Below are 19,401 nucleotides of genomic sequence, written 5' to 3'. Positions count from 1 at the left end.
TCTACCAGAAGATCGACGTGGACGGTTTCAACCGCGTCGACATCTACAACATCCTGGGCAACCAGTTCTCGACCACGCGTCCGCGCGTGCAGCTGGGCGGGCTGAAGCAGTACACCCAGCTCAAGGAGAAGTTCGAGGACGAGTTCTTCCTGGCCGACCTGTCGCTGAACTACGACCTGGACGGCGTGCGCGTCACTTCGATCTCGTCGTTCACCGACCGCGAGGTGCTCGTGCTGCGTGACGCGACGGCCCTGACCGCGTCGATCACGGGCGGCTCCATCGGCCTGCCGCCGGCGGTCTACAACATCGACTCGCCGCTGGCCGACACGACCGACCTGCAGACCTTCACCCAGGAGCTGCGCCTCACGTCGACGGGCGAAGGCCCGCTGCAGTGGGTGGCCGGCGCGTTCTACTCGCACATCGACCGCGACTACGCTCAGGACCTGTTCGTGAACGGCTTCTCGCGCCTCTCGGGCATTCCCTCGAAGAGCGACGTGGCCCCGACCGACCACCTGTACTTCTCGACGGTGCCCTACAAGCAGAAGCAGTTCGCGGTGTTCGGCGAGGCGACCTACTCGGTCACCGATCGTCTGGACGTCACGGCCGGCCTGCGCTGGGCCGACTACAAGGAGACCCGGACCCTGACGTTCGACGGGATCTTCGCCGACAAGACCATCGCGGTCCCCGGCAAGACCAAGGCCGATGCGTGGGCGCCGCGGGTGATCGTGGCTTATGAGGCCACCGACAACATCACCCTGAACGCTCAGGTGTCGAAGGGCTTCCGTCTCGGCGGCATCAACGACCCGCTGAACCGCCCGCTCTGCACGCCGGCCGACTTCGCGACCTTCAACGCGCTGTCGCAGCCCAGCTTCAAGAACGAGACGGTCTGGAACTACGAAGCGGGCGCCAAGGCCCGGTTCGCCGGCGGCGCGGGTTCGCTGACGGTGGCCGGCTTCTACGCCGACATCAAGAATCTGCAGGCCACGATCGACGCAGGCAGCTGCTCGTCGCGGATCATCGCCAACGTGGATTCGGCCAAGTCGGCCGGCTTCGACGCCGAGCTGTCCTACCGCCTGACCGAGAACTTCGACATCTCGGCGGCCGCTTCGTACAATGACGCCAAGCTCACCTCGAGCCTGGTGGACGCCCGCGGCGTGCCGATCCAGGGGCTGCGTGACGGCAACCGCCTGCCCACCGTGCCCAAGTTCCAGGGCTCGATCAGCGTGGGTTACGAGCGTGAGATGGAAAACGGTCTGGAGGCGTTCGCCAACCTGACCGCCCAGCACGTCGGCAAGCGCTACACGCAGGTCTCCGACCAGGAGAACAACCCGCGCACCGTGGCTACCTTCCCGAACCTGGGCGGGCAGACGGCGGCGTCGCTGATCTTCCCGCTTGAGCTGCCGTCGTACGAGATCGTCAACCTGCGCCTCGGCGTCCGGGGTGACGGCTTCGAGGTTGCGGCGTTCGTCAACAACCTCGGCGACGAGCGCGCCAAGCTCGCCATCGACCGCGAGCGCGGCCTGCGCGCCCGCTACGGGTTCCTGACCAACGCGCCGCGCACCTACGGCGCGACGTTCCGGAAGGAATTCTAGAACTCGGGATAGGGCGCGGCGGCCCGCCGTCGCGCCTCGCCACGCGTTCAAAGCCGCGGTATGCCGGACCCATGGGGAACGGCGTATCGCGGCTTTCGTGTTTCGGGCTGCCGGCTCTGGTCCTGGCGTTGGCCTGGGCCGGCGCGGCGCTGGCGCACAACATCGGCGGGACCGACGCGGCCTTCGTGGCGGCGGCCCGGGGCCCCGACCCGATCCCCTTCGCCTACCTCGGCGCCAAGCACATGGTCACCGGTTACGACCACCTGCTGTTCCTGGTTGGGGTGATCTTCTTCCTGTTCCGGCTGCGCCAGATCGCGCTGTACGTCTCGCTGTTCTCGCTGGGCCACTCGATCACCCTCCTGGCCGGCGTGTTTTTCGACCTGCATGTCGATCCGCACCTGGTCGACGCGGTGATCGGCCTGTCGGTGGCCTACAAGGCCTTCGAAAACCTGGGCGGGTTCCGGACGCTGTTCGGCGTTCAGCCCGATCCGCGCATCGCGGTCCTCGGCTTCGGCCTCATCCACGGCTTCGGGCTCGCCACCAAGCTTCAGGCGCTCAACCTGAACCCGGAGGGGCTGCTGGTGAATCTGGTGTCGTTCAACGTCGGCGTCGAGATCGGGCAGGTGTTGGCGCTGAGCCTGATCCTGGCGGCCATGACGGTCTGGCGGCGGACGCCGGCCTTCGAGCGCACGGCGGCGGGGGCGAACATCCTCTTGATGCTGGCCGGCTTTGTCCTCGCGGGCGAACAGCTGGCCGGCTACCTCTTCGGCGGAGCGGTCTCATGAGCGCGAACGAGCAACCCACCCGTCCTATGGCCAGAGGGCGCCTGATCCTGGCCGCCCTGGGCGCGCTGTTGCTGGCCGTGTTGATCGTGCTGGGCGCCATCCTGCCAGCCGAGTTCAACCGTGACCCGCTGGGCGTCGGCAAGCTCTCGGGACTGTCGCGGCTGTGGGCCCCGGAGGACCAGACGGTCGACACGACCGCCGGCGCGGCGAGGGCCCGGGAATACGACACGCCGTTCCGCACCGACGTGATCGAGATCCCGCTGGGTGACTTCATGGCCGGCGCCGACAGGTCAGAGCTCGAGTACAAGGTCCGGATGAAGAAGGACGCCACCCTGATCTATGCCTGGGAGGTCATCGGGACGTCCGAGCCGCGCGACTTCCGTTTCGATCAGCACGGCCACACGACCCCGAAGCCCGGCGAAGCGATGGCCGTCTCGACCTGGAAGCAGGCGTTCGGGCTGAAGCAGCAGGGGGCGCTCACCTCGCCGTTCGACGGCATCCAGGGCTGGCAGTTCTCCAACTCCAGTGAGAAGCCGGTGGTGGTGAGGCTGCGGCTGGCGGGATTCTACGAGTTGATCCCATCAGGCCAGCCCGGCAACGAGGCCGGCATCGTCGCCAACGTGCCGGCCGCCCAGGCGCGCCCGGCGCCTTAAGCCTGCAATACGTTCGCCGCATTTGCCGCGTGTGATGGCGGGACAAGGAGTTCCGCATGCGCGTCGCTTTCGCCCCCTGCCTGATCTTGGGCGCCGCCCTGATCGCCTCGCCGGCGCTCGCTGACGAAGAACCTGTGGCGACCGCGTCTGCGACGGCAGCGCCCGTCTCCACGTCGGACCAGATCGACGCCTTCATCCGCAGCTCGCCGGCCGCCTCGGTGGCCGAGCCTGGCGAGGTGAGCGGTGTGGTGGCGCGCGACGACCGGAAGGTGCACGGGGAGGTGTCGGTGGGCGTCGGCACGGGCGGCTACCGCAGCGTCTATGTGCGCACCGACATGCCTTTGGGTGAGACGGGACGTCTCAGCCTGGCGTTCGAGGACACCCGATATGGCCGGAGCGGCGGGCCGTATGGCCACTACCCCTACGGCGCGGGCGCGTTTGCCGGCCCGATCGATCGCCAGCGCTGCGACCTGGAGGAGATGAGCGCCGGCCGTCCCCTGGACAGGATCGGCGGACCCCACGGCCACTGCGTCGGCCGCGGGCGCTAGGGTCGACTATTTCTTCCCCTGAACCTCGGGCAGCGGATCGCCCTTCGCGGGACCGTTCGCCTTGATGTCGGGCTGGATGACGAACTGCTCGTGGCAGGCCACGCAGACCTCGTAGACCTTGGCCCCCTCCTCGAAGACGGCGGCCTTGTCGTGCTTCTCGGCCGCGGCGCGGGCGATCATCGCGCGCTCGCTCAGCATCTGGGCGTACTTGTTCCAGTCGGCCTCGGGCGCGCGGACGCGACCCGGCAGCTGCAACACGTTCCCAGCTTCCACCAGCATGGTCGCGCCCGTGACCAGGACGTCCCAGCCCTCGTCGGTGGTGGGCGTCAGGTCGTGCTCGCCCTTCTCGTCGACCACGGTCCCCGAGTTCTTCCAGTACATGAAGGCCGCGGGGTCGACGAAATGCCCCATGAATTCGCTCATGGGCAGGTCGCTGTTGAATTTGGCGTCGGCGAGCGCCTTGGCGCCCGGCTTCTGCTGCTGGCAACCGACGAGGGCGACCGCGCAGGCGGCCAGGACGAGGTACTGTTTCAAGGGCCGGACTCCGAACCACTGACGAAGAGCGGCGCCATACTAGCCGCGCGAAAGCCGGAGGCTACGTACGGAACGGTTACAGAGAGACTTCCGGCCCATGGCGCCCACCGCCACGGGCTGGGCGGCGCAACGCGTCGGCTCCCGGCGGCGTTTCATGGGAGCGTGCCGCCAGAAGCTTCAAAGACCGCCCCCGGCGCTCCGCAGGGGACGCGGCAAGGCTCCTCCGGCGCTGGACTGATCTTGCCCCATGGGAGGGAGAATTGGGTTGTCCGTTTCCCTTTGGGTCGACAACGCGCAATATGCATCCCATCTGAATCAGGAAGATCGCTTGACCAAGCTGCCCCTGCCGCCGCCGGCGGACACCACCCTGGACCTGATCGGCCGCACGCCGATGGTTGAACTGACCGGTTTCGACACTGGCCCCTGCCGCCTGTTCGTGAAGCTGGAGAGCGCCAACCCCGGCGGATCGATCAAGGATCGCATCGCGCTGTCGATGATCGAAGCGGCCGAGAAGGACGGATCCCTGAAGCCGGGCGGCACCATCGTCGAGGCCACCGCCGGAAACACCGGCCTGGGCTTGGCGCAGGTGGGCGTCCTGAAGGGCTACAAGCTGTTGCTGGTGGTGCCCGACAAGATGGCGCGGGAGAAGATCCAGCACCTGCGCGCCATGGGCGTCGATGTGCGCATCACCCGCAGCGACGTCGGCAAGGGCCATCCCGAGTACTACCAGGACATGGCCGCAGCCATTGCGGCCAAGCTGAACAACGCGGTGTACATCAACCAGTTCTCGAACCCCGCGAACCCGCTCGCGCACGAGACGACGACGGGCCCCGAGATCCTCGAGCAGATGGTCGGCGACCTCGACGCCGTGGTTGTGGGCGTGGGATCGGGCGGCACGCTGACGGGGCTGGGCCGGTTCTTCGCCAAGGCCTCCCCGAAGACGAAGATGGTTCTCGCCGACCCCGTTGGCTCGATCCTGGCCCCCCTGGTGGAGCGGGGAGAGAAGATTGAACCCGGCTCGTGGGTCGTGGAAGGCATCGGCGAGGACTTCATTCCCGACAACTGCGACCTGGCGCTGGTGGCGAAGGCCTACGAGATCCCCGACAGCGAGAGCATCGCCAGCGCGCGGATGCTGCTGACCAAGGCCGGCATCCTTGGGGGCTCGTCATCGGGCACCTTGCTGGCCGCGGCGCTGCGGTATTGCCGCGACCAGACCGAGCCCAAGCGCGTGGTGACCCTCGTCTGCGACACCGGCAGCCGCTACCTGTCGAAGGTCTACAACGACAGCTGGGTCGTCGAGCAGGGGCTGGTCGACCGCAAGCTGCACGGCGACCTGCGCGACCTGATCGCGCGCGCCGGCGACACGGTGACGGTCGGGCCCGGCGATGCGTTGCTCACCGCCTACAATCGCATGCGCGCCGCTGACGTCAGCCAGCTTCCGGTGCTGGACGACGGCCGCCTGATCGGCCTGATCGACGAGAGCGACCTGCTGGAGGCCGTCGAGGACCGCAACCAGAACCAGCGGTTCAAGCAGCCGGTCTCCACCGCCATGACCGCGAAGCTGCATACCCTGCAGGTCGGCGAGCAGTTGGACGCCCTGATCCCCATATTCGAGCGGGACGAGGTCGCGATCGTGATGGAGGGCAAGGAGTTCCTGGGCCTGATCACCCGCATCGACCTGATCAATTATCTGAGGCGCGCGGCGTGAAAGACGAAAACTCCCACGGGAAGAACCGCCTGGAGTTCGCCACCCGAGCGATCCATGGCGGCCAGGAGCACGACCCCACCACCGGCGCGGTGATGGTGCCGATCTATGCGACGTCCACCTACGCGCAGACCTCGCCGGGCGTGCACAGCGGCTTCGAGTACTCGCGCAGCCAGAACCCGACCCGCTTCGCGCTGGAACGCGGTATCGCCGACCTGGAGAGCGGAACGAAGGGCTATGCCTTCGCCTCGGGTCTGGCGGCGATCGCCACGCTTCTGGAGGTGTTGGACGCGGGCGACCACATCATCGCCAGCGAAGACCTCTACGGCGGCTCGTTCCGGCTGTTCGACAAGGTGCGCACCCGGACCCAGAACCTGCAGGTGACCTATGTCGACCTGTCGGACCTGGCGGCTGTCGAGGCGGCGATTCAGCCCCGGACGAAGATGGTCTGGGTGGAGACGCCCACCAACCCGATGCTGCGGCTGGCCGATCTGGAAGCCATCGCGGCGCTCTGCCGCAAGCGCGGCCTGATCGCGGCGGCCGACAACACCTTCGCCAGCCCCTACGTGCAGCGCCCGCTCGAGCTGGGCTTCGACGTGGTGATGCACTCGACCACCAAGTACATCGGCGGCCACTCCGATGTGGTTGGCGGCGCACTGGTGGTGGGCGACAACGCGGGCCTGCGCGACCAGCTCACGTTCCTGCAGAACGCCATCGGCTCGGTGGCCTCCCCGTTCGACAGCTACCTGACGCTCCGGGGCATGAAGACGCTGGCGCTCCGGATGGAGCGCCACTGCGAGAACGCCCAGGTGATCGCGGAATGGCTTGAGGCGCGCAAGGACGTGGCCCGGGTGATCTACCCGGGGCTCAAGAGCCACCCGCAGCATGCGCTGGCCAGGAAGCAGATGGCGGCGCCCGGCGGCATGATCACCGCCGTCCTCGACCGCGACCTGTCCGGGACGCGCGAGATGCTGGAACGGACGCAGCTGTTCACCCTGGCCGAGAGCCTGGGCGGCGTGGAAAGCCTCATTGAACACCCGGCGATCATGACCCACGCGTCGATCCCGGCCGAAACCCGCGCCCGCATCGGCATCGCCGACGGTCTGATCCGCCTATCGGTGGGCGTGGAGAACGTCGACGACCTGATCGCGGATCTGGACCGGGCGCTGGGGTAGTCCCAACGCCGCCGGCGGCTCTACAGAAACAACTCCGCGCAGGCGTCGACGATGGCGTCCACGTCCAGGCCGTAGTGGCGGTAGAGGTCCGGCAGGTCGCCGACCTGGCCGAAGCTGTCGAGTCCGAGAGACGACACGCGCTGGCCCCTCACCCCGCCCAGCCACGACAGCGTCGCGGGCGAGCCGTCGACCACGGTGACGAAGCCGGCGCCGGGGGCGAGCCGGCCCAGCAGGGCTTCGGCGTGACTTTCGCGGCGGCCCTGGCCGTTCCAGCGGCTGCGGCGGCTGGCCATCCAGTCGCGGTGGAGAAGGCCGGGCGAGACCACGTTCAGGACGCCCAGGCCGGGTATGTCGTCGGCCAGCGCTTCGGCGGCGGCCAGCACCTCGGGGGCGACGGCGCCGCAGAAGGCGATGGCGGCGTCAGCGCCCGCGCCTGGCGCCTTCAGCCAGTAGCCGCCCTTCAGCGCGTCCTCGCGCCAGTCGTCACTGGTCCGCTCGACCTGCGCCAGGGTGCGCGTGGTGAGCCGCAGGTAGACCGAGCCGCCGTCATCGGCCTGCATGTGCTGGAAGGACCAACGCATGACCTCGCTGAGCTCGTCCACGAAGGCTGGCTCGAAGTAGGTCAGGCCGGGCTGGCCGATGCCGATCAGCGGCGTGTAGATCGACTGGTGCGCGCCACCCTCGGGGCCCAGCGTCAGACCCGATGGCGTCGCCACCAGCATGAAGCGGGCGTCTTGGTAGCAGGCGTAGTTCAGGGCATCGAGGCCGCGGCTGATGAAGGGGTCGTAGACCGTCCCGATCGGCAGCAGGCGTTCACCGTACAGCGGGGCAGAGAGACCGAAGGCCGCGAGGTTCAGGAAAAGGTTGTGCTCGGCGATGCCCAGCTCGACGTGCTGGCCCGCCGCCTTGCCCGCCCAGCGCTGCGGCGAGGGGATCTTGGCGTCGCGGAACACGTCGGCCGTCTCGCGGCGGCGGAACAGGCCGCGCTGGTTCACGAAGCCACCCAGGTTGGTGGAGACCGTGACGTCGGGGCTGGTGGTGACGATGCGGTCGGCGATCGGATGGCCGCTCTTGGCGAGGTCCAGCAGGATGCGGCCGAAGGCAGCTTGCGTGGATTGCTCGGCGCCGTCGGGGCTGGGGAACTCGACGCGGGACGGTACGGGCACGGCCGGCGCGGTGTGTCTGCGCTGTGCGGGCCGGGCGAATGGCGCCGCTTCGACGAAGGCGCGGACCTCGGCGGCTTCGTCGGAGGACAATCCGGCCAGCGGCTCCCACTCCCGGCCCTCTGGCACGCCCATCGCGACGCGCAGGGTCTCCACCTGGGTGGGGGTCATCAGGCCGGCGTGGTTGTCCTTGTGACCCTGCAGCGGCAGGCCGAAGCCCTTGACGGTGTAGGCGATGAAGAGGGTGGGCGTGTCGTCCTGCGCAGCGTCGAACGCTTCGGTCAGCGTCTCGATGCAGTGGCCGCCCAGGCCGATCATCAGCTGGTGCAGGTCGTCGTCAGAGAAGCTTTCCAGCAGCGCCCGCACGCCCGCGCCGCGACCGATGTCGGCCATCAGCCGCTCGCGCCAGGCCGCGCCGCCCCGATAGGTGAGCGCGGCGAAGTCGGCGTTGGGACAGGCTTCGATCCAGTCCCGCAGCGCCTTGCCGCCGGGACGGGCGAAGGCGCGCATCTGGGCCTTGCCCCACTTCAGCGTCACGACCCGCCAGCCCGCGGTCTCGAAGATGTCGTCGAAGCGATCGAACATCCTGTCGGCGGTGGTCGCGTCCAGGCTTTGCCGGTTGTAGTCTACGATCCACCAGCAGTTCCGGATGTCGTGCTTGTAGGCCTCGATCAGGCACTCGTAGATGTTGCCCTCGTCGAGCTCGGCGTCGCCCAGCGTGGCCACGAACCGACCGCGCCGGTCATCCGCCAGCCAGCCGTGACCCGACAGGTAGTCCTGCATCAGCGAGGCGAAGGCGGTGATCGCCACGCCCAGGCCGACCGAGCCGGTGGAGAAGTCGACGTCGTCCTTGTCCTTGGTCCGCGACGGATACGACTGGGCGCCCCCGAAGCTGCGGAAGGCCTCCAGCTGCTCGCGGGTCTGGCGGCCCATCAGGTATTGGGCGGCGTGGAAGACGGGGCTGGCGTGCGGCTTCACGGCCACCCGGTCTTCCGGCTTCAGCGCATGGAAGTAGAGCGCGGTCATGATCGAGGTCATCGAGGCGCACGACGCCTGGTGGCCGCCGACCTTCAGACCGTCGCGGCTTTCACGGTTGTGGTTGGCGTTATGAATGGTCCACGTCGCCAGCCAGCGCAGGCGCGCGTCGATAAGGTCGAGGATCTCGATCTCGCGCTGGGCGCCGCGATTGTGACCGGGAAGCGCGGCGGACTGAATCGGAGGCATGGAAATCGCGGCTGTCCGGGAAATGGAGGGATGACCTTGCGCCGGATCGACGGCATCGGGTGCGTTGATCCCACATCTAGCAGGGTTTGGGGTTAAACGTCAGGTGGGAGACAGGACGCCCGGGATCCTGTCTCGATCTCGAAGATTCGGTACGCCGCGATTGACGGGTCGAAAGTCCTGGGTTCAGTCTGATCCCTTGAGCGCGCCCCCGAGAGCGCGCCGGGAGGATACCGTAGATGAGCCAAACCGCGCCCGGCGCGGCGGACCGTCTTCCGCTTCGTACGAAACTGGCCTTCGGGATCGGCAGCGCCGCCGAGATCATCGCGCTCTATGCGGTCTCGAGCTTCGCGCTCATCTACTACAACCAGATCCTGGGCGTGCCGGCGCACTGGATCGGGATCGCCATCTCGATCAGCCTGGTTCTGGACGGCCTCACCGAGCCCCTGGTGGGGTCGTGGTCCGACCGCACCCGGAACTCCAAGTTGGGCCGCCGACACCCGTGGATGTACGCGGCGCCCATCCCGATCGCGCTCAGTTTCTATGGCATCTTCAACCCCCCCGAGGGTCTGAGCCCGCTGGCCCTCACGGTATGGTGCGGGATCTTCGTGTCGCTGCTTCGCCAGGTGATGACGTTCTTCCACACGCCGCACCTGGCGTTGGGCGCCGAGCTGTCGCCGAACTACATCGAGCGCTCCAAGGTGATGGCCTACAACAGCTTCTTCACCTGGGCCGGCGGTTCGGCCATGTCATGGGTCGCCTACAGCTACTTCTTCCCCTCGACGCCGGCGTATCCGCGCGGCCTGCTCAATCCTGAGCCCTGGCCCCTCTTCGCTCTGACCATGGCGGTGACCATCGTCGTGGTGCTGTTCGCGTCGGCCTGGTTCACCCGCGACCGCATTCCGTTCCTGCCGCAGCCGGGGCCGGACGTGAAAAAGTTCAGCGCCGGCGCGTTCTTCTCCGACATCTGGAAGGCGCTGCGGAACCGGAACTACGTCTGGCTGCTGGTCGGGATCTTCTTCCTGTCGATGATGCTGGGGCTGAAGGAAGGGCTGCGGCTCTACACGGCCACCTTCTATTGGGGCCTGAGCAGCGAGCAGCTCCGCTGGTTCGTGATCGGAAGCTTCGTCGGATACGCCACGGCCTTCGCCTTCGCGGCCAAGATGCACGGCAAGTTCGACAAGCGCGGGACCATGGTCTGGGGCGCCGTCGCCTATTCCATTACGACCGCAGCGCCCCTGGTGGCCGGCATGATGGGCGTCCTCACGCCCCAGACGCCCAACCTGCTGATGATGCTGATCGCCTGGTCGGCCCTGTCGTACGGCGCCCTCAGCGTGCTGCAGATCGGCGCCATGTCGGCGCTGGCGGACATCGCCGACGAGAACGAGCTGCGGTTCGGCGTCCGCCAGGAGGGTATCCTGTATTCCACCCGCGCCCTGGCCGCGAAGATCGACCAGGCCATCGGTTCGCTCCTGGCCGGCTTCGTCCTGCTGGTGGTGGCCTTCCCCGAGAAGGCGACGCCGGGCGCGGTCGCCGGCGACGTCCTCTTCAAGCTGGTGCTCTGGGACGGCGTGCTCGCGGCGGTTCCCGGCCTGATCGCGGCCATCTGCTACGCCCGCTACAACATCAGCCGCGACAGCTACGAGGTCACGCGCGCGGCGCTGATGGCGCGACGCGCGGCCACCGGCTCGGCGCCCGCGTCCGCGCCCGTCAAGGATCCGCCCGGCGTGATCGCCGCCACTCCCGCCGAGTAGCGGATCAGGCGTTGACGGCGGGCGGCGGCGGCATGCCTGCGATCAACGCCTCCATGAGGCTGCCGGTGTAGGCGGCGTGGCCCACGTGGGTCAGGCGCGCCTCGAAATCGGCCCAGATCTCGCCGCCCAGGTCCCGCCAGCGGCGGCAGAAGGCGTAGTCTTCCGACAGGTATTGGCCCGTCTCGGGCTCGACCATGGTGTCGAACACCATCACCGCCTCGGGCGCCAGCTTGTCGCCCATGTCGCCCATCTTGGCGCGCAGCTCAGGATGGGCGTCGCAGATCCGCTGCATCGCCGCCCGCTCAATCATCAGGAACCCAGTGCCGCCGTAGGCCACCTTCGCGAAGCCGTTCTCGACCTGCACGCTCTTGTCGGCCGTGGGCAGGAAGCGGACGACATAGCCGATCGAGGCGGCCTGCAGGTCGGCCACGCCGCGCTGGACGGCGGCGCGGGTCTTCTCCCAGTCGATGCTCTTGAGCGGACAGACAGCGGCGATCACCTCCTTCTTCGCCTCGAGCAGGCGGAAGACGTTCTGCGGCAGGAAGCCGATGTCGGCGTCGATGAACAGCAGGTGCGTCGCCTCGCCGTGCGCCAGGAACTGGGCGGCCAAGCGGGAGCGCGCGCGGGTGATCAGGGCGTCGCCGCCCATCAGGTCGATGTGGAGGCCGATGCCCTTCTCGCGGCAGGCCTCCTGCAGCGCCAGCATCGAGCGGACGAAGAAGAGGTTCAGGTTTCCGCCATAGCAGGGCACGGCGAGGTAGAGGTAAGGCTTCGGCGCTTCGGACATGGCGCGGACCATAATCGGCTGCCTAGACGGCGTCGATGACCCTCGCCGAGAGCCTACGGACCAGCGGGAAGACGAGCACGGCCAGCGCCACGCCTAGCGCGTCGGCGACGAAGTCCTGCCACTCGCCATGGCGGCCTGTGGGGGTCAGCCGCTGGACCACCTCGATCAGGACGCCATAGGCCAGGGCGAAGGCCGGGATGGCGATCCGGCGGTTGGGCGCCAGGACGTAGCCGGTCAGGGTCAGCACGAACCAGGCGACCAGGTGATGCACGCGGTCGCCGGCGGGCGCATCGGGGAGGTCCTGCTGCGGCACGACGCACAGCACCATCAATATGGCGGCGGCGAGGGCGAACAGGGCGAGGCGCGCCGGGCGCGGAAACCGGTAGGGCATCATCGGCCTTACTTGCACGTCCGATTGCGTCTCTCTAGCGTCCGGCGGCTCAAGAACATGTGCAGGAGCGGCGTAGTGGGCATCGAGGCGGTGATCTGGGATTTCGGCGGGGTCTTCACCTCCTCGCCCTTCGAGGCCTTCAACCGGCTGGAGGCGGAACGCGGCGTGCCGAAAGACCTGATCCGGACGGTGAACGCCACCAATCCCGACACCAACGCGTGGGCGCTGTTCGAGCGCAACGAGATCGGCGCGGCCGAGTTCGACCGGCTGTTCCTCGAGGAATCCACGGCGCTGGGCCACCCGATCCGCGGCGCCGATGTGCTGCCGCGCCTGTCGGGCGAGCTGCGGCCGCGGATGGTGACGGCGCTGAAAGCGTGCAAGGCGGCCGGGTTCAAGGTGGGCTGCATCACCAACAACGTGGTCTCGGAGCACTCGCCCGGCCAGGACGGGGCCCAGAAGGCCGCCGGCGCCATGGGCCAGGTGATGCCCCTGTTCGACGCCATCATCGAGAGCAGCAAGGCCGGCGTGCGCAAGCCCGATCCGCGCATCTACCTGATGATGTGCGATATTCTGGCCGTGCAACCGGACGTGTGCGTCTACCTCGACGACCTCGGCATCAACTGCAAGCCGGCGGCGGGCCTGGGCATGAAGGCGATCAAGGTGATCGGCGTCGACCAGACTCTGGGCGAGCTGGCCGCGATCACGGGCCTGACATTCGACGTGGAGGCGTCCGCGTGACCCGGCCGACGCGGATCGGGGCCGAGGCGGCGCTGCCCCGGCTGTCAGGCTGGAGCCGTCCCGAAGGGGACCGCGACGCCATCCAGAAGACGTTCCGCTTCAAGGACTTCAACGAGGCGTTCGGCTTCATGACCCGGGTCGCCATTCGGGCCGAACAGCTGGACCACCATCCGGAGTGGTTCAACGTCTACAACCGAGTCGAAGTCCTGTTGGCCACGCACGACGCCGACGGCGTCACCGAGCTGGACGTAACCCTTGCGGACTTCATGGACGCGGTCGCGGGCGCCTAGCTCGCGTTCTTCGTCGGGAACGGGACGACGGTGGCCGCTTCCTCGGCGAGGCGCAGGCGGCCGCGTTCCTCGGTCTGGCGGACCACCTGCTGGATGTGGGGCGCCATGAAGTCGATGAAGGCGCGCACCCGCGGAGTGTCCTTCAGGTCGCGGCGGGTGACGATCCACGAACTGGCCCGCGCTTCTTCGATGCAGTCCGAGCAGCGCAGCAGGTCCCGATCGGGATCGGCGATCGTGCACGGCAGCGCCCCGATGCCCAGGCCCGCCTTCACCGCGTGCACCAGGCTGCCCATGCTGTTGGACCGGGTGATCGGCGGCTTGCCGCCCGAGTGCCGCATCATCCACGTCGCGCCTGGAATCTCGCCCATCTCCATCGAGACGTCGATGAGGTCGTGGTCGGCCAGATCATCGGGCGAAGAAGGCACGCCGCGGCGGGCGGCATAGTCGCGGCTGCAGTACAGGGCCATGTCGTGGTCGGCGACCTTGCGGGCCACCAGGTCGGACTCGGCCAGCGCCTTGCCGGTGCGGATCGCCAGGTCGGCTTCGCCGCTCTGCAGGTCGAGCGCGCGGTCGGTGATCACCAGATCCACCTGGACGTCCGGATGCACCTTGCGGAACTCGACGAGGGCCGGGATGACCATGGTGTTGGCCACCAGCTCGTTGGTGGTGAGCCGCAGCGCGCCCGAAACGCCGCGCATCTGGATCGCGGCCTGGTTGGCGAAGCGGATCGCCGCCCGCTCGACGTTCTCGGCCTCGGAAATCAGCCCCTCGCCGGCCTCGGTCAGGCGGCTGCCGGTCTGGCCACGCTCGAACAGCTTGAAGCCCAGATCGTGCTCCAGGCTCTCGATCCGTCGCGCCACCGTGGTCTGGTTGACGCCCAGCGCCTTGGACGCCGCGAGCGTCGAGCCGCCGCGCGCCACCGCCAGGAACGCCTTCAGGTCATTCCAATCGAACATGGTCTCATTCTGCGGTTGCGCAGAGCCAACCTGCAAGAGCGCTGATGACCCAGCGGCGCCTTTCGCCCGTATCTCCGCCGTCCCCCGAGGAAGAGGGCCGCCCCAACGGCTCCGAACTGCAAAAAAGGTGTGTGTCTATGAAGCTTTACTGCGACCCGATCTCGACGACGTCCCGGCCCGTGCTGATGTTCATCGCCGACCAGGGCCTCGACGTGGAGATCGTGAAGGTCGACCTGATGGCCGGCGGCCACCAGGACCCTGAGTATCTGGCGCTGAATCCGAACGGCATCGTGCCCTTCCTGGTCGACGGCGACTTCAGGCTGGGTGAGTCGATCGCGATCCTGAAGTACCTCGCCATCCGCGCCCACTCGACGGCCTACCCCGAGAGCCTGAAGGGCCAGATGAAGGTGGACGAGGCGTTGTCGTGGTTCGCAACCCAGTTCCACGAGACCTTCTGCGTGATGGTCTGCTATCCGCACATCGGCGTGCCACACGACATGACGCCGGGCCAGTACGCCGACCTGATGGCCTATGGTCGCGAGCACTGCCCGCGCTGGCTGACGGTGCTGGACCGCTCGATGCTGGCCGGCCAGCCCTATGTCTGCGGCGACCAGGTGACTCTCGCCGACTATCTCGGCCTGTCGTTCGTCCTGTTGGGCGGCCTCGCGAACTACGACTTCTCGCCCTATCCGAACATCCAGGCGTGGATCGCCCGGATGCAGGCGCGGCCATCGTACGTCCCCACCTACGCCGCCTTCGACACCATGTTGGCCTACATGCGCCAGCAGAAGGCCGCCTGAAGCGCCCCCCAGCTTACGGGGTTCCCCAGATGACAGCCTCGTAAGCTTCCTGCGTCCCGGTTGGGTGCTATGGACTCCCCCACCTAGCCCCAATCGGGATGCCCCATGCTTCGTACCGTTCGCGCCGCCGGCCTGGCGCTGCTTCTTGCGACCTCCGCCCTCGCCCCGGCCGTCGTTGCGCTGCCTGCGGCCGCCGCCGAGGTTCCGCCCATCAAGTTCACCCAGCGCACGCTGCCCAACGGCCTGAAGGTGTTCGCCTCGGTCGATCGGTCGACGCCGAACGTCTCGGTGCAGGTCTGGTACGGCGTGGGTTCGAAGGATGACCCCGAGGGCCGCTCCGGATTCGCGCACCTGTTCGAACACCTGATGTTCAAGGCCACGCGGAACATGCCGGCCGAGACCTTCGACCGGATGACCGAGGACGTGGGCGGCTTCAACAACGCCTCAACGGCCGACGATTTCACCGACTACTACGAGGTCGTGCCCGCCAATCATCTCGAGCGGCTGATCTGGGCCGAGGCCGACCGGATGAGCACGCTGGTGGTCGACGAAGCCGTCTTCAAGTCCGAGCGCGACGTGGTCAAGGAGGAGCTGCGCCAGCGTGTCCTGGCCTCGCCGTATGGACGGCTGATGGCGCTGTACCTGCCCCAGGCCAGTTATACGGTCCACCCCTACAAGCGCCCCGGCATCGGCTCGATCGAGGAGCTGGACGCCGCCACCGTCGACGACGTGCGCGCTTTCCACCGCACCTACTACCGCCCCGACAACGCCGCGCTGGTGGTCGTGGGCAACTTCGACGAGGCCCAGCTGAACGCCTGGGTCGACAGGTATTTCGGGCCGCTCAAGAAGCCTGACCAACCGCTGCCCCGGGTGACGGTGAAGGAGCCGCCGCGCACGAAACCCGGCGTCTTCGAGGGTTATGGCCCCAACGTCCCGCTGCCGGCCGTCGTGCTGTCGTGGCAGGGGGCGGCGGCCTCGGACCCCGATGCGCCGGCGCTGAAGGTGCTGGACGCCATCCTGTCGGCCGGCAAGTCGTCGCGCCTCTACAACAGCCTCGTCTACGACAAGCAGATCGCGGTGGAGGCCTTCAGCCAGGCCGACCTGCCGCAGGATCCGGGCATGGTGCTGGTGGGCGCCATCATGTCGAACGGCAAGACCCTGGCCGAGGGTGAAGCCGCCTTGCTGGCCGAGGTGAAGCGCCTTCGCGACGCCCCGCCGTCGGACGCCGAACTCAGCGAGGCCAAGAACGAGCTGCTGGCTTCAGCGCTGCGCGAGCGCGAGACCATCGAGGGCCGCGGCAGCGCCCTGGGCTATGCCTTGATCGTCGACGGCGATGCGGCCGCGGTGAACACCGAGCTGGCCGAACTGCAGGCGGTGACGGCCGCCGATGTCCAGCGGGTGGCGAGGAAGTACCTGGCCGAGCACCGGCGGATGACCATCCGCTACCGGCCCGAGAGCGAGCGGCCCAAGGGCGAGGCCCAGGCCGCCCAGCCCGCCCCTCCAAAACAGGTAGCCACCTACGACGGTCCGGTCTTCACCCTGGCCCCCGAGGCCGAACGGGTGAAGCCGCCGGGCATCGCCGAGCCGGTGCAGCCGGTGCTGCCCAAGCCCGCCGAGACGACGCTGCCGAACGGCCTGCGGGTGATCGTGGCGCGCTCGTCCGACCTGCCGCTGGTGACCGCCGACCTGACGGTGAAGGCGGGCGCCTGGGCCGATCCGCAGGGGCTGGCCGGCGCCGCCAACATGATGGCCGGCATGCTGACCGAAGGCACCAAGACCCGTTCAGCCCAGCAGATCGCCAGCCAGATCGAGAGCCTGGGGGGTTCGCTGAGCTCGGGCGGCGGGTTGGAGACCTCGTCGGTGACGCTCAACGTCATGCCCGACAAGCTGAAGGCGGCCATGGCGATCATGGCCGATGTGGCCAGGAACCCCGCCTTTGCCGGCGAAGAACTGGATCGTCAGCGCGAGCAGGCGCTGGACGGCCTGCGGGTGGCCTACCAGCAGCCGGGCTCGGTCGCAGGCTTCGCCGCCGCGCCGGTGGTGTTCGGCGGCACCCCGTTCGGGCACGTGGCGGCGGGCACGCCCGCGTCGCTGGCGCGGCTGAAGCCGGCCGATCTGGCCAAGCTGCACGCCACCTGGTTCCGGCCCGACAATGCGGTGCTGGTGCTGACCGGCGACATCTCGGCCGAGGATGGTTTTGCCCTTGCGCGGCAGGCGTTTGGCGACTGGAAGAAACCCGCGGCCCCGCTCGCCCCGGCGCCCACGATCTCGCCCTCGGGCAAGCCGCGCGCGGTGGCCATCGACATTCCCGGCACCGGCCAGGCGTCGGTCAACGTCATGAAGCCGGCGATCGCCCGCAACGATCCCGACTACTACCCGGGCATCGTGGCGGCGACCGTTCTGGGCGGCGGCTACTCGGCGCGTCTGAATCAGGAGATCCGCATCAAGCGCGGCCTGTCCTACGGCGCCCGCGCCACGCTCTCGACGGCGCGCACCACGGGCTCGTTCCGGGCCAGCGCTCAGACCAAGAACGAGTCGGCGGCCGAGGTGCTGGACCTGATCAACGCCGAGCTGACCAAGCTGGCCGCCGCGCCGGCCGGGCCTGACGAGCTGAAGGCCCGCAAGTCGGTGCTGGTGGGCGACTACGGCCGCGAACTGGCCACCTCGGGCGGCCTGGCCGACATCCTGGGCGACTATGCGCTGTACGGCGTGCCCCTGGACGAGGTGGGCAGGTACACCGCCAAGGTCGAAGCGGTGGACGCCGCTCAGGTGCAGGCCTTCACCAAGCGGGTCTTCGATCCGGCGCAGATGAGCGTGGTGGTCGCCGGCGACGGCAAGACCTTCGCCCCGGCCCTGAAGGCCAGGCTGCCGACACTGGAAGTGATCCCCGCCGACCAGCTCGACTTCGACAGCCCGACGATGAGGAAGTGATCTGCCCTCCCACGACGTGGGAAGGTCAGGTCAGGAGGAACGCATCGTCCAGCGGCTGAGATCACGTTCCCGCGCCATCAGGGCCAGGCCCGCGGCGATGGATTCCAGCTCGGCGCCGGTCTCGATGCGGTCGCTGGCGAAACGGCGATGGAAGATGGCGCGCACCGCCGGCACCAGTGACGAACCGCCGGTGAGGAAGATGCGGTCGATGCCCTCCGCGGGCAGGTTGGCGTCGGCGAGCGCGGCGTCGACGGCGGTCTCGATCTGCGCGAGCTCGGGGGCGATCCAGCCCTCGAAGGTGGCGCGGGGCACGTCGCGGACGATGGAGATCGAGCCGGCCTCGAAGCGGAACTCGGCGGCCTCTTCGCGCGACAGGGCCTCCTTCAGCTTCGAGACGGCGCGGTAGAGGCGATAGCCGTAGTTCTCGTCCAGCACTTCGATCAGGCGTCGGATCTTGTCGGGGTCCTTGGCCTCGCGCTCGAGGGCGCGGATCTCGCGCATGTCCCGGCTGGCGCGCAGCAGGGCCAGCTGATCCCAGCGGGCGAAAGCGGCGTAGTATTTGTAGGGAATGGGCAGGGTCTTGCCGAACGAGCCGTAGTCGCCGCCCTTGCCCAGCTCGGGCGAGACCAGGTTGTCGATGATGCGATAGTCGAAGGCGTCGCCCGCCACGCCCACGCCGGCGCGGCCCAGCGGAATGGCGCGCACTTCGCCCGCATGACGTTCGAAGCGGATGATCGAGAAGTCGGACGTGCCGCCGCCGAAGTCGCCGACCAGAACGGTGGCGTCCTGCGTCAGTTCGCGGGCGAAGAAGAAGGCCGCGCCGACGGGCTCGTAGGCATAGAGCACCTCCTTCACGCCCATCCGGTGGAAGGCGGTCTCGTAGCGCCGCAGCGCCAGGGCCTCATTGGGCGCCGCGCCGACGAACTTCACCGGCCGGCCCACGATCACCCGCTCGGGCAATGTGGCGAGCTCGGCGCCGGCGTAGTCGCGCACCTTCAGCAGGAAGGTCGAGAGCAGGTCCTCGAAGCGGTAGCGGCGACCCAGGATCTGGGTCTCGGAGAAGCTTTCCTGCGCCGAGAAGCTCTTGAAGCTCTGGATGAACCGCGTCTCGGCGGGGTCTTCCACATAGGCCTCGATGGCCCACGGCCCGGCCGCGATCGAGCGCTCCTGCGGAAGATCGGGCGGCGCGTAGAACGACAGGCAAGAGCGGAAGGCGAACAGCTCTCCGTCTTGCGCCGGGAACTTCACCAGGTGGGCTGGACCGGATTCGCCGGCCAGGGAGAGGACCGTGTTGGTGGTCCCGAAGTCGATACCGAGACTGTAACTTCGACCGTTCATGGCCGCTGCGCCTTCTGCCGGGGAGGGACGACGGATCGCC

At 68.2% G+C, this 19,401-nt stretch carries 17 protein-coding genes; 11 read left to right on the top strand and 6 right to left on the bottom strand.

Going from position 1 to position 19,401, the window contains the following annotated elements; all coding sequences use genetic code 11:
* The 4 genes from EPN98_RS12675 to EPN98_RS12660 form a co-directional block, all read left to right on the top strand.
* On the top strand, nucleotides 1-1,592 hold a 1,592-nt coding region (locus EPN98_RS12675; RefSeq protein ID WP_293363089.1), incomplete at its 5' end, for a TonB-dependent receptor.
* Between the two features lie 71 nt (nucleotides 1,593-1,663).
* The gene (locus EPN98_RS12670) at nucleotides 1,664-2,377 is read left to right on the top strand and encodes a HupE/UreJ family protein (protein WP_293363088.1); all 714 of its coding nucleotides are present in this window, start codon (nucleotides 1,664-1,666) and stop codon (nucleotides 2,375-2,377) included.
* Entirely contained in the window at nucleotides 2,374-3,030 is a 657-nt protein-coding gene (locus EPN98_RS12665) for a hypothetical protein (protein WP_293363086.1), read from the top strand. The genes EPN98_RS12670 and EPN98_RS12665 overlap by 4 nt, the downstream gene beginning before the upstream one ends.
* Before the next feature lie 56 nt (nucleotides 3,031-3,086).
* Nucleotides 3,087-3,578 (top strand): hypothetical protein, encoded by a 492-nt coding sequence (locus tag EPN98_RS12660; protein WP_293363085.1) that lies wholly within the window; start codon nucleotides 3,087-3,089, stop codon nucleotides 3,576-3,578.
* Between the two features lie 6 nt (nucleotides 3,579-3,584).
* Here EPN98_RS12660 and EPN98_RS12655 read toward each other — a convergent pair whose 3' ends face one another.
* Nucleotides 3,585-4,112 (bottom strand): hypothetical protein, encoded by a 528-nt coding sequence (locus EPN98_RS12655; RefSeq protein WP_293363084.1) that lies wholly within the window; start codon nucleotides 4,110-4,112, stop codon nucleotides 3,585-3,587.
* Between the two features lie 328 nt (nucleotides 4,113-4,440).
* On the opposite strand from EPN98_RS12655, the gene EPN98_RS12650 reads away from it, so the two are divergent.
* Nucleotides 4,441-5,820 carry a cystathionine beta-synthase gene (locus EPN98_RS12650; RefSeq protein ID WP_293363083.1) on the top strand — a complete coding sequence of 460 codons (1,380 nt, stop codon included), beginning with the start codon at nucleotides 4,441-4,443 and terminating at the stop codon, nucleotides 5,818-5,820.
* Nucleotides 5,817-6,992 (top strand): cystathionine gamma-synthase, encoded by a 1,176-nt coding sequence (locus tag EPN98_RS12645; protein WP_293363082.1) that lies wholly within the window; start codon nucleotides 5,817-5,819, stop codon nucleotides 6,990-6,992. The genes EPN98_RS12650 and EPN98_RS12645 overlap by 4 nt, the downstream gene beginning before the upstream one ends.
* A 20-nt stretch (nucleotides 6,993-7,012) precedes the next feature.
* On the opposite strand, the gene EPN98_RS12640 is transcribed toward EPN98_RS12645, so the two are convergent.
* Nucleotides 7,013-9,379, bottom strand: a complete 2,367-nt coding sequence (locus EPN98_RS12640; RefSeq protein WP_293363081.1) for a transketolase — start codon at nucleotides 9,377-9,379, stop codon at nucleotides 7,013-7,015.
* A 236-nt stretch (nucleotides 9,380-9,615) separates the two neighbouring features.
* On the opposite strand from EPN98_RS12640, the gene EPN98_RS12635 reads away from it, so the two are divergent.
* The gene (locus EPN98_RS12635; protein ID WP_293363080.1) at nucleotides 9,616-11,130 is read left to right on the top strand and encodes an MFS transporter; all 1,515 of its coding nucleotides are present in this window, start codon (nucleotides 9,616-9,618) and stop codon (nucleotides 11,128-11,130) included.
* Between the two features lie 4 nt (nucleotides 11,131-11,134).
* Here the strand turns inward: EPN98_RS12635 and EPN98_RS12630 are convergent, their stop codons facing one another.
* Complete coding sequence (locus EPN98_RS12630; protein ID WP_293363078.1) at nucleotides 11,135-11,917, bottom strand: hypothetical protein; 783 nt, start codon at nucleotides 11,915-11,917, stop codon at nucleotides 11,135-11,137.
* 22 nt (nucleotides 11,918-11,939) lie between these two features.
* On the bottom strand, nucleotides 11,940-12,326 hold the full coding sequence (locus EPN98_RS12625) for a VanZ family protein (RefSeq protein ID WP_293363077.1): 387 nt from the start codon (nucleotides 12,324-12,326) through the stop codon (nucleotides 11,940-11,942).
* A 57-nt stretch (nucleotides 12,327-12,383) separates the two neighbouring features.
* Between EPN98_RS12625 and EPN98_RS12620 the strand changes: the two genes are divergently transcribed.
* Both EPN98_RS12620 and EPN98_RS12615 read left to right on the top strand, forming a co-directional pair.
* Nucleotides 12,384-13,046, top strand: coding sequence for an HAD-IA family hydrolase (locus EPN98_RS12620; protein ID WP_293363076.1), 663 nt, complete (start codon nucleotides 12,384-12,386; stop codon nucleotides 13,044-13,046).
* Nucleotides 13,043-13,336: a 4a-hydroxytetrahydrobiopterin dehydratase gene (locus EPN98_RS12615; RefSeq protein ID WP_293363074.1), complete on the top strand. Its 294-nt coding sequence runs from the start codon at nucleotides 13,043-13,045 to the stop codon at nucleotides 13,334-13,336. Before EPN98_RS12620 ends, EPN98_RS12615 begins: the two co-directional genes overlap by 4 nt.
* Here EPN98_RS12615 and EPN98_RS12610 read toward each other — a convergent pair.
* Complete coding sequence (locus EPN98_RS12610; protein WP_293363073.1) at nucleotides 13,333-14,292, bottom strand: LysR family transcriptional regulator; 960 nt, start codon at nucleotides 14,290-14,292, stop codon at nucleotides 13,333-13,335. The genes EPN98_RS12615 and EPN98_RS12610 overlap by 4 nt on opposite strands.
* Before the next feature lie 137 nt (nucleotides 14,293-14,429).
* On the opposite strand from EPN98_RS12610, the gene EPN98_RS12605 reads away from it, so the two are divergent.
* Both EPN98_RS12605 and EPN98_RS12600 read left to right on the top strand, forming a co-directional pair.
* On the top strand, nucleotides 14,430-15,092 hold the full coding sequence (locus tag EPN98_RS12605; protein ID WP_293363072.1) for a glutathione S-transferase family protein: 663 nt from the start codon (nucleotides 14,430-14,432) through the stop codon (nucleotides 15,090-15,092).
* 105 nt (nucleotides 15,093-15,197) lie between these two features.
* Nucleotides 15,198-18,023, top strand: coding sequence for a pitrilysin family protein (locus EPN98_RS12600; protein WP_293363071.1), 2,826 nt, complete (start codon nucleotides 15,198-15,200; stop codon nucleotides 18,021-18,023).
* Nucleotides 18,024-18,053: 30 nt separating this feature from the next.
* Here the strand turns inward: EPN98_RS12600 and EPN98_RS12595 are convergent, their stop codons facing one another.
* Nucleotides 18,054-19,361, bottom strand: a complete 1,308-nt coding sequence (locus EPN98_RS12595; RefSeq protein ID WP_293363070.1) for an Hsp70 family protein — start codon at nucleotides 19,359-19,361, stop codon at nucleotides 18,054-18,056.
* Between the last annotated feature and the right edge of the window lie 40 nt (nucleotides 19,362-19,401).

It is taken from the genome of Phenylobacterium sp., from assembly GCF_004299445.1.
Taxonomy (GTDB): domain Bacteria; phylum Pseudomonadota; class Alphaproteobacteria; order Caulobacterales; family Caulobacteraceae; genus Phenylobacterium.
Note: the sequence above shows the minus strand (reverse complement) of the source record. Positions and strands in the feature narration are given on the sequence as shown.

Bases quoted from the DNA above. Each gene is read 5' to 3' on its own strand.
- EPN98_RS12595 (WP_293363070.1), bottom strand. From the start codon at position 19,361: ATGAACGGTCGAAGTTACAGTCTCGGTATCGACTTCGGGACCACCAAC.
- EPN98_RS12600 (WP_293363071.1), top strand. From the start codon at position 15,198: ATGCTTCGTACCGTTCGCGCCGCCGGCCTGGCGCTGCTTCTTGCGACC.
- EPN98_RS12610 (WP_293363073.1), bottom strand. From the start codon at position 14,292: ATGTTCGATTGGAATGACCTGAAGGCGTTCCTGGCGGTGGCGCGCGGC.
- EPN98_RS12640 (WP_293363081.1), bottom strand. From the start codon at position 9,379: ATGCCTCCGATTCAGTCCGCCGCGCTTCCCGGTCACAATCGCGGCGCC.
- EPN98_RS12630 (WP_293363078.1), bottom strand. From the start codon at position 11,917: ATGTCCGAAGCGCCGAAGCCTTACCTCTACCTCGCCGTGCCCTGCTAT.
- EPN98_RS12635 (WP_293363080.1), top strand. From the start codon at position 9,616: ATGAGCCAAACCGCGCCCGGCGCGGCGGACCGTCTTCCGCTTCGTACG.
- EPN98_RS12665 (WP_293363086.1), top strand. From the start codon at position 2,374: ATGAGCGCGAACGAGCAACCCACCCGTCCTATGGCCAGAGGGCGCCTG.
- EPN98_RS12670 (WP_293363088.1), top strand. From the start codon at position 1,664: ATGGGGAACGGCGTATCGCGGCTTTCGTGTTTCGGGCTGCCGGCTCTG.
- EPN98_RS12605 (WP_293363072.1), top strand. From the start codon at position 14,430: ATGAAGCTTTACTGCGACCCGATCTCGACGACGTCCCGGCCCGTGCTG.
- EPN98_RS12660 (WP_293363085.1), top strand. From the start codon at position 3,087: ATGCGCGTCGCTTTCGCCCCCTGCCTGATCTTGGGCGCCGCCCTGATC.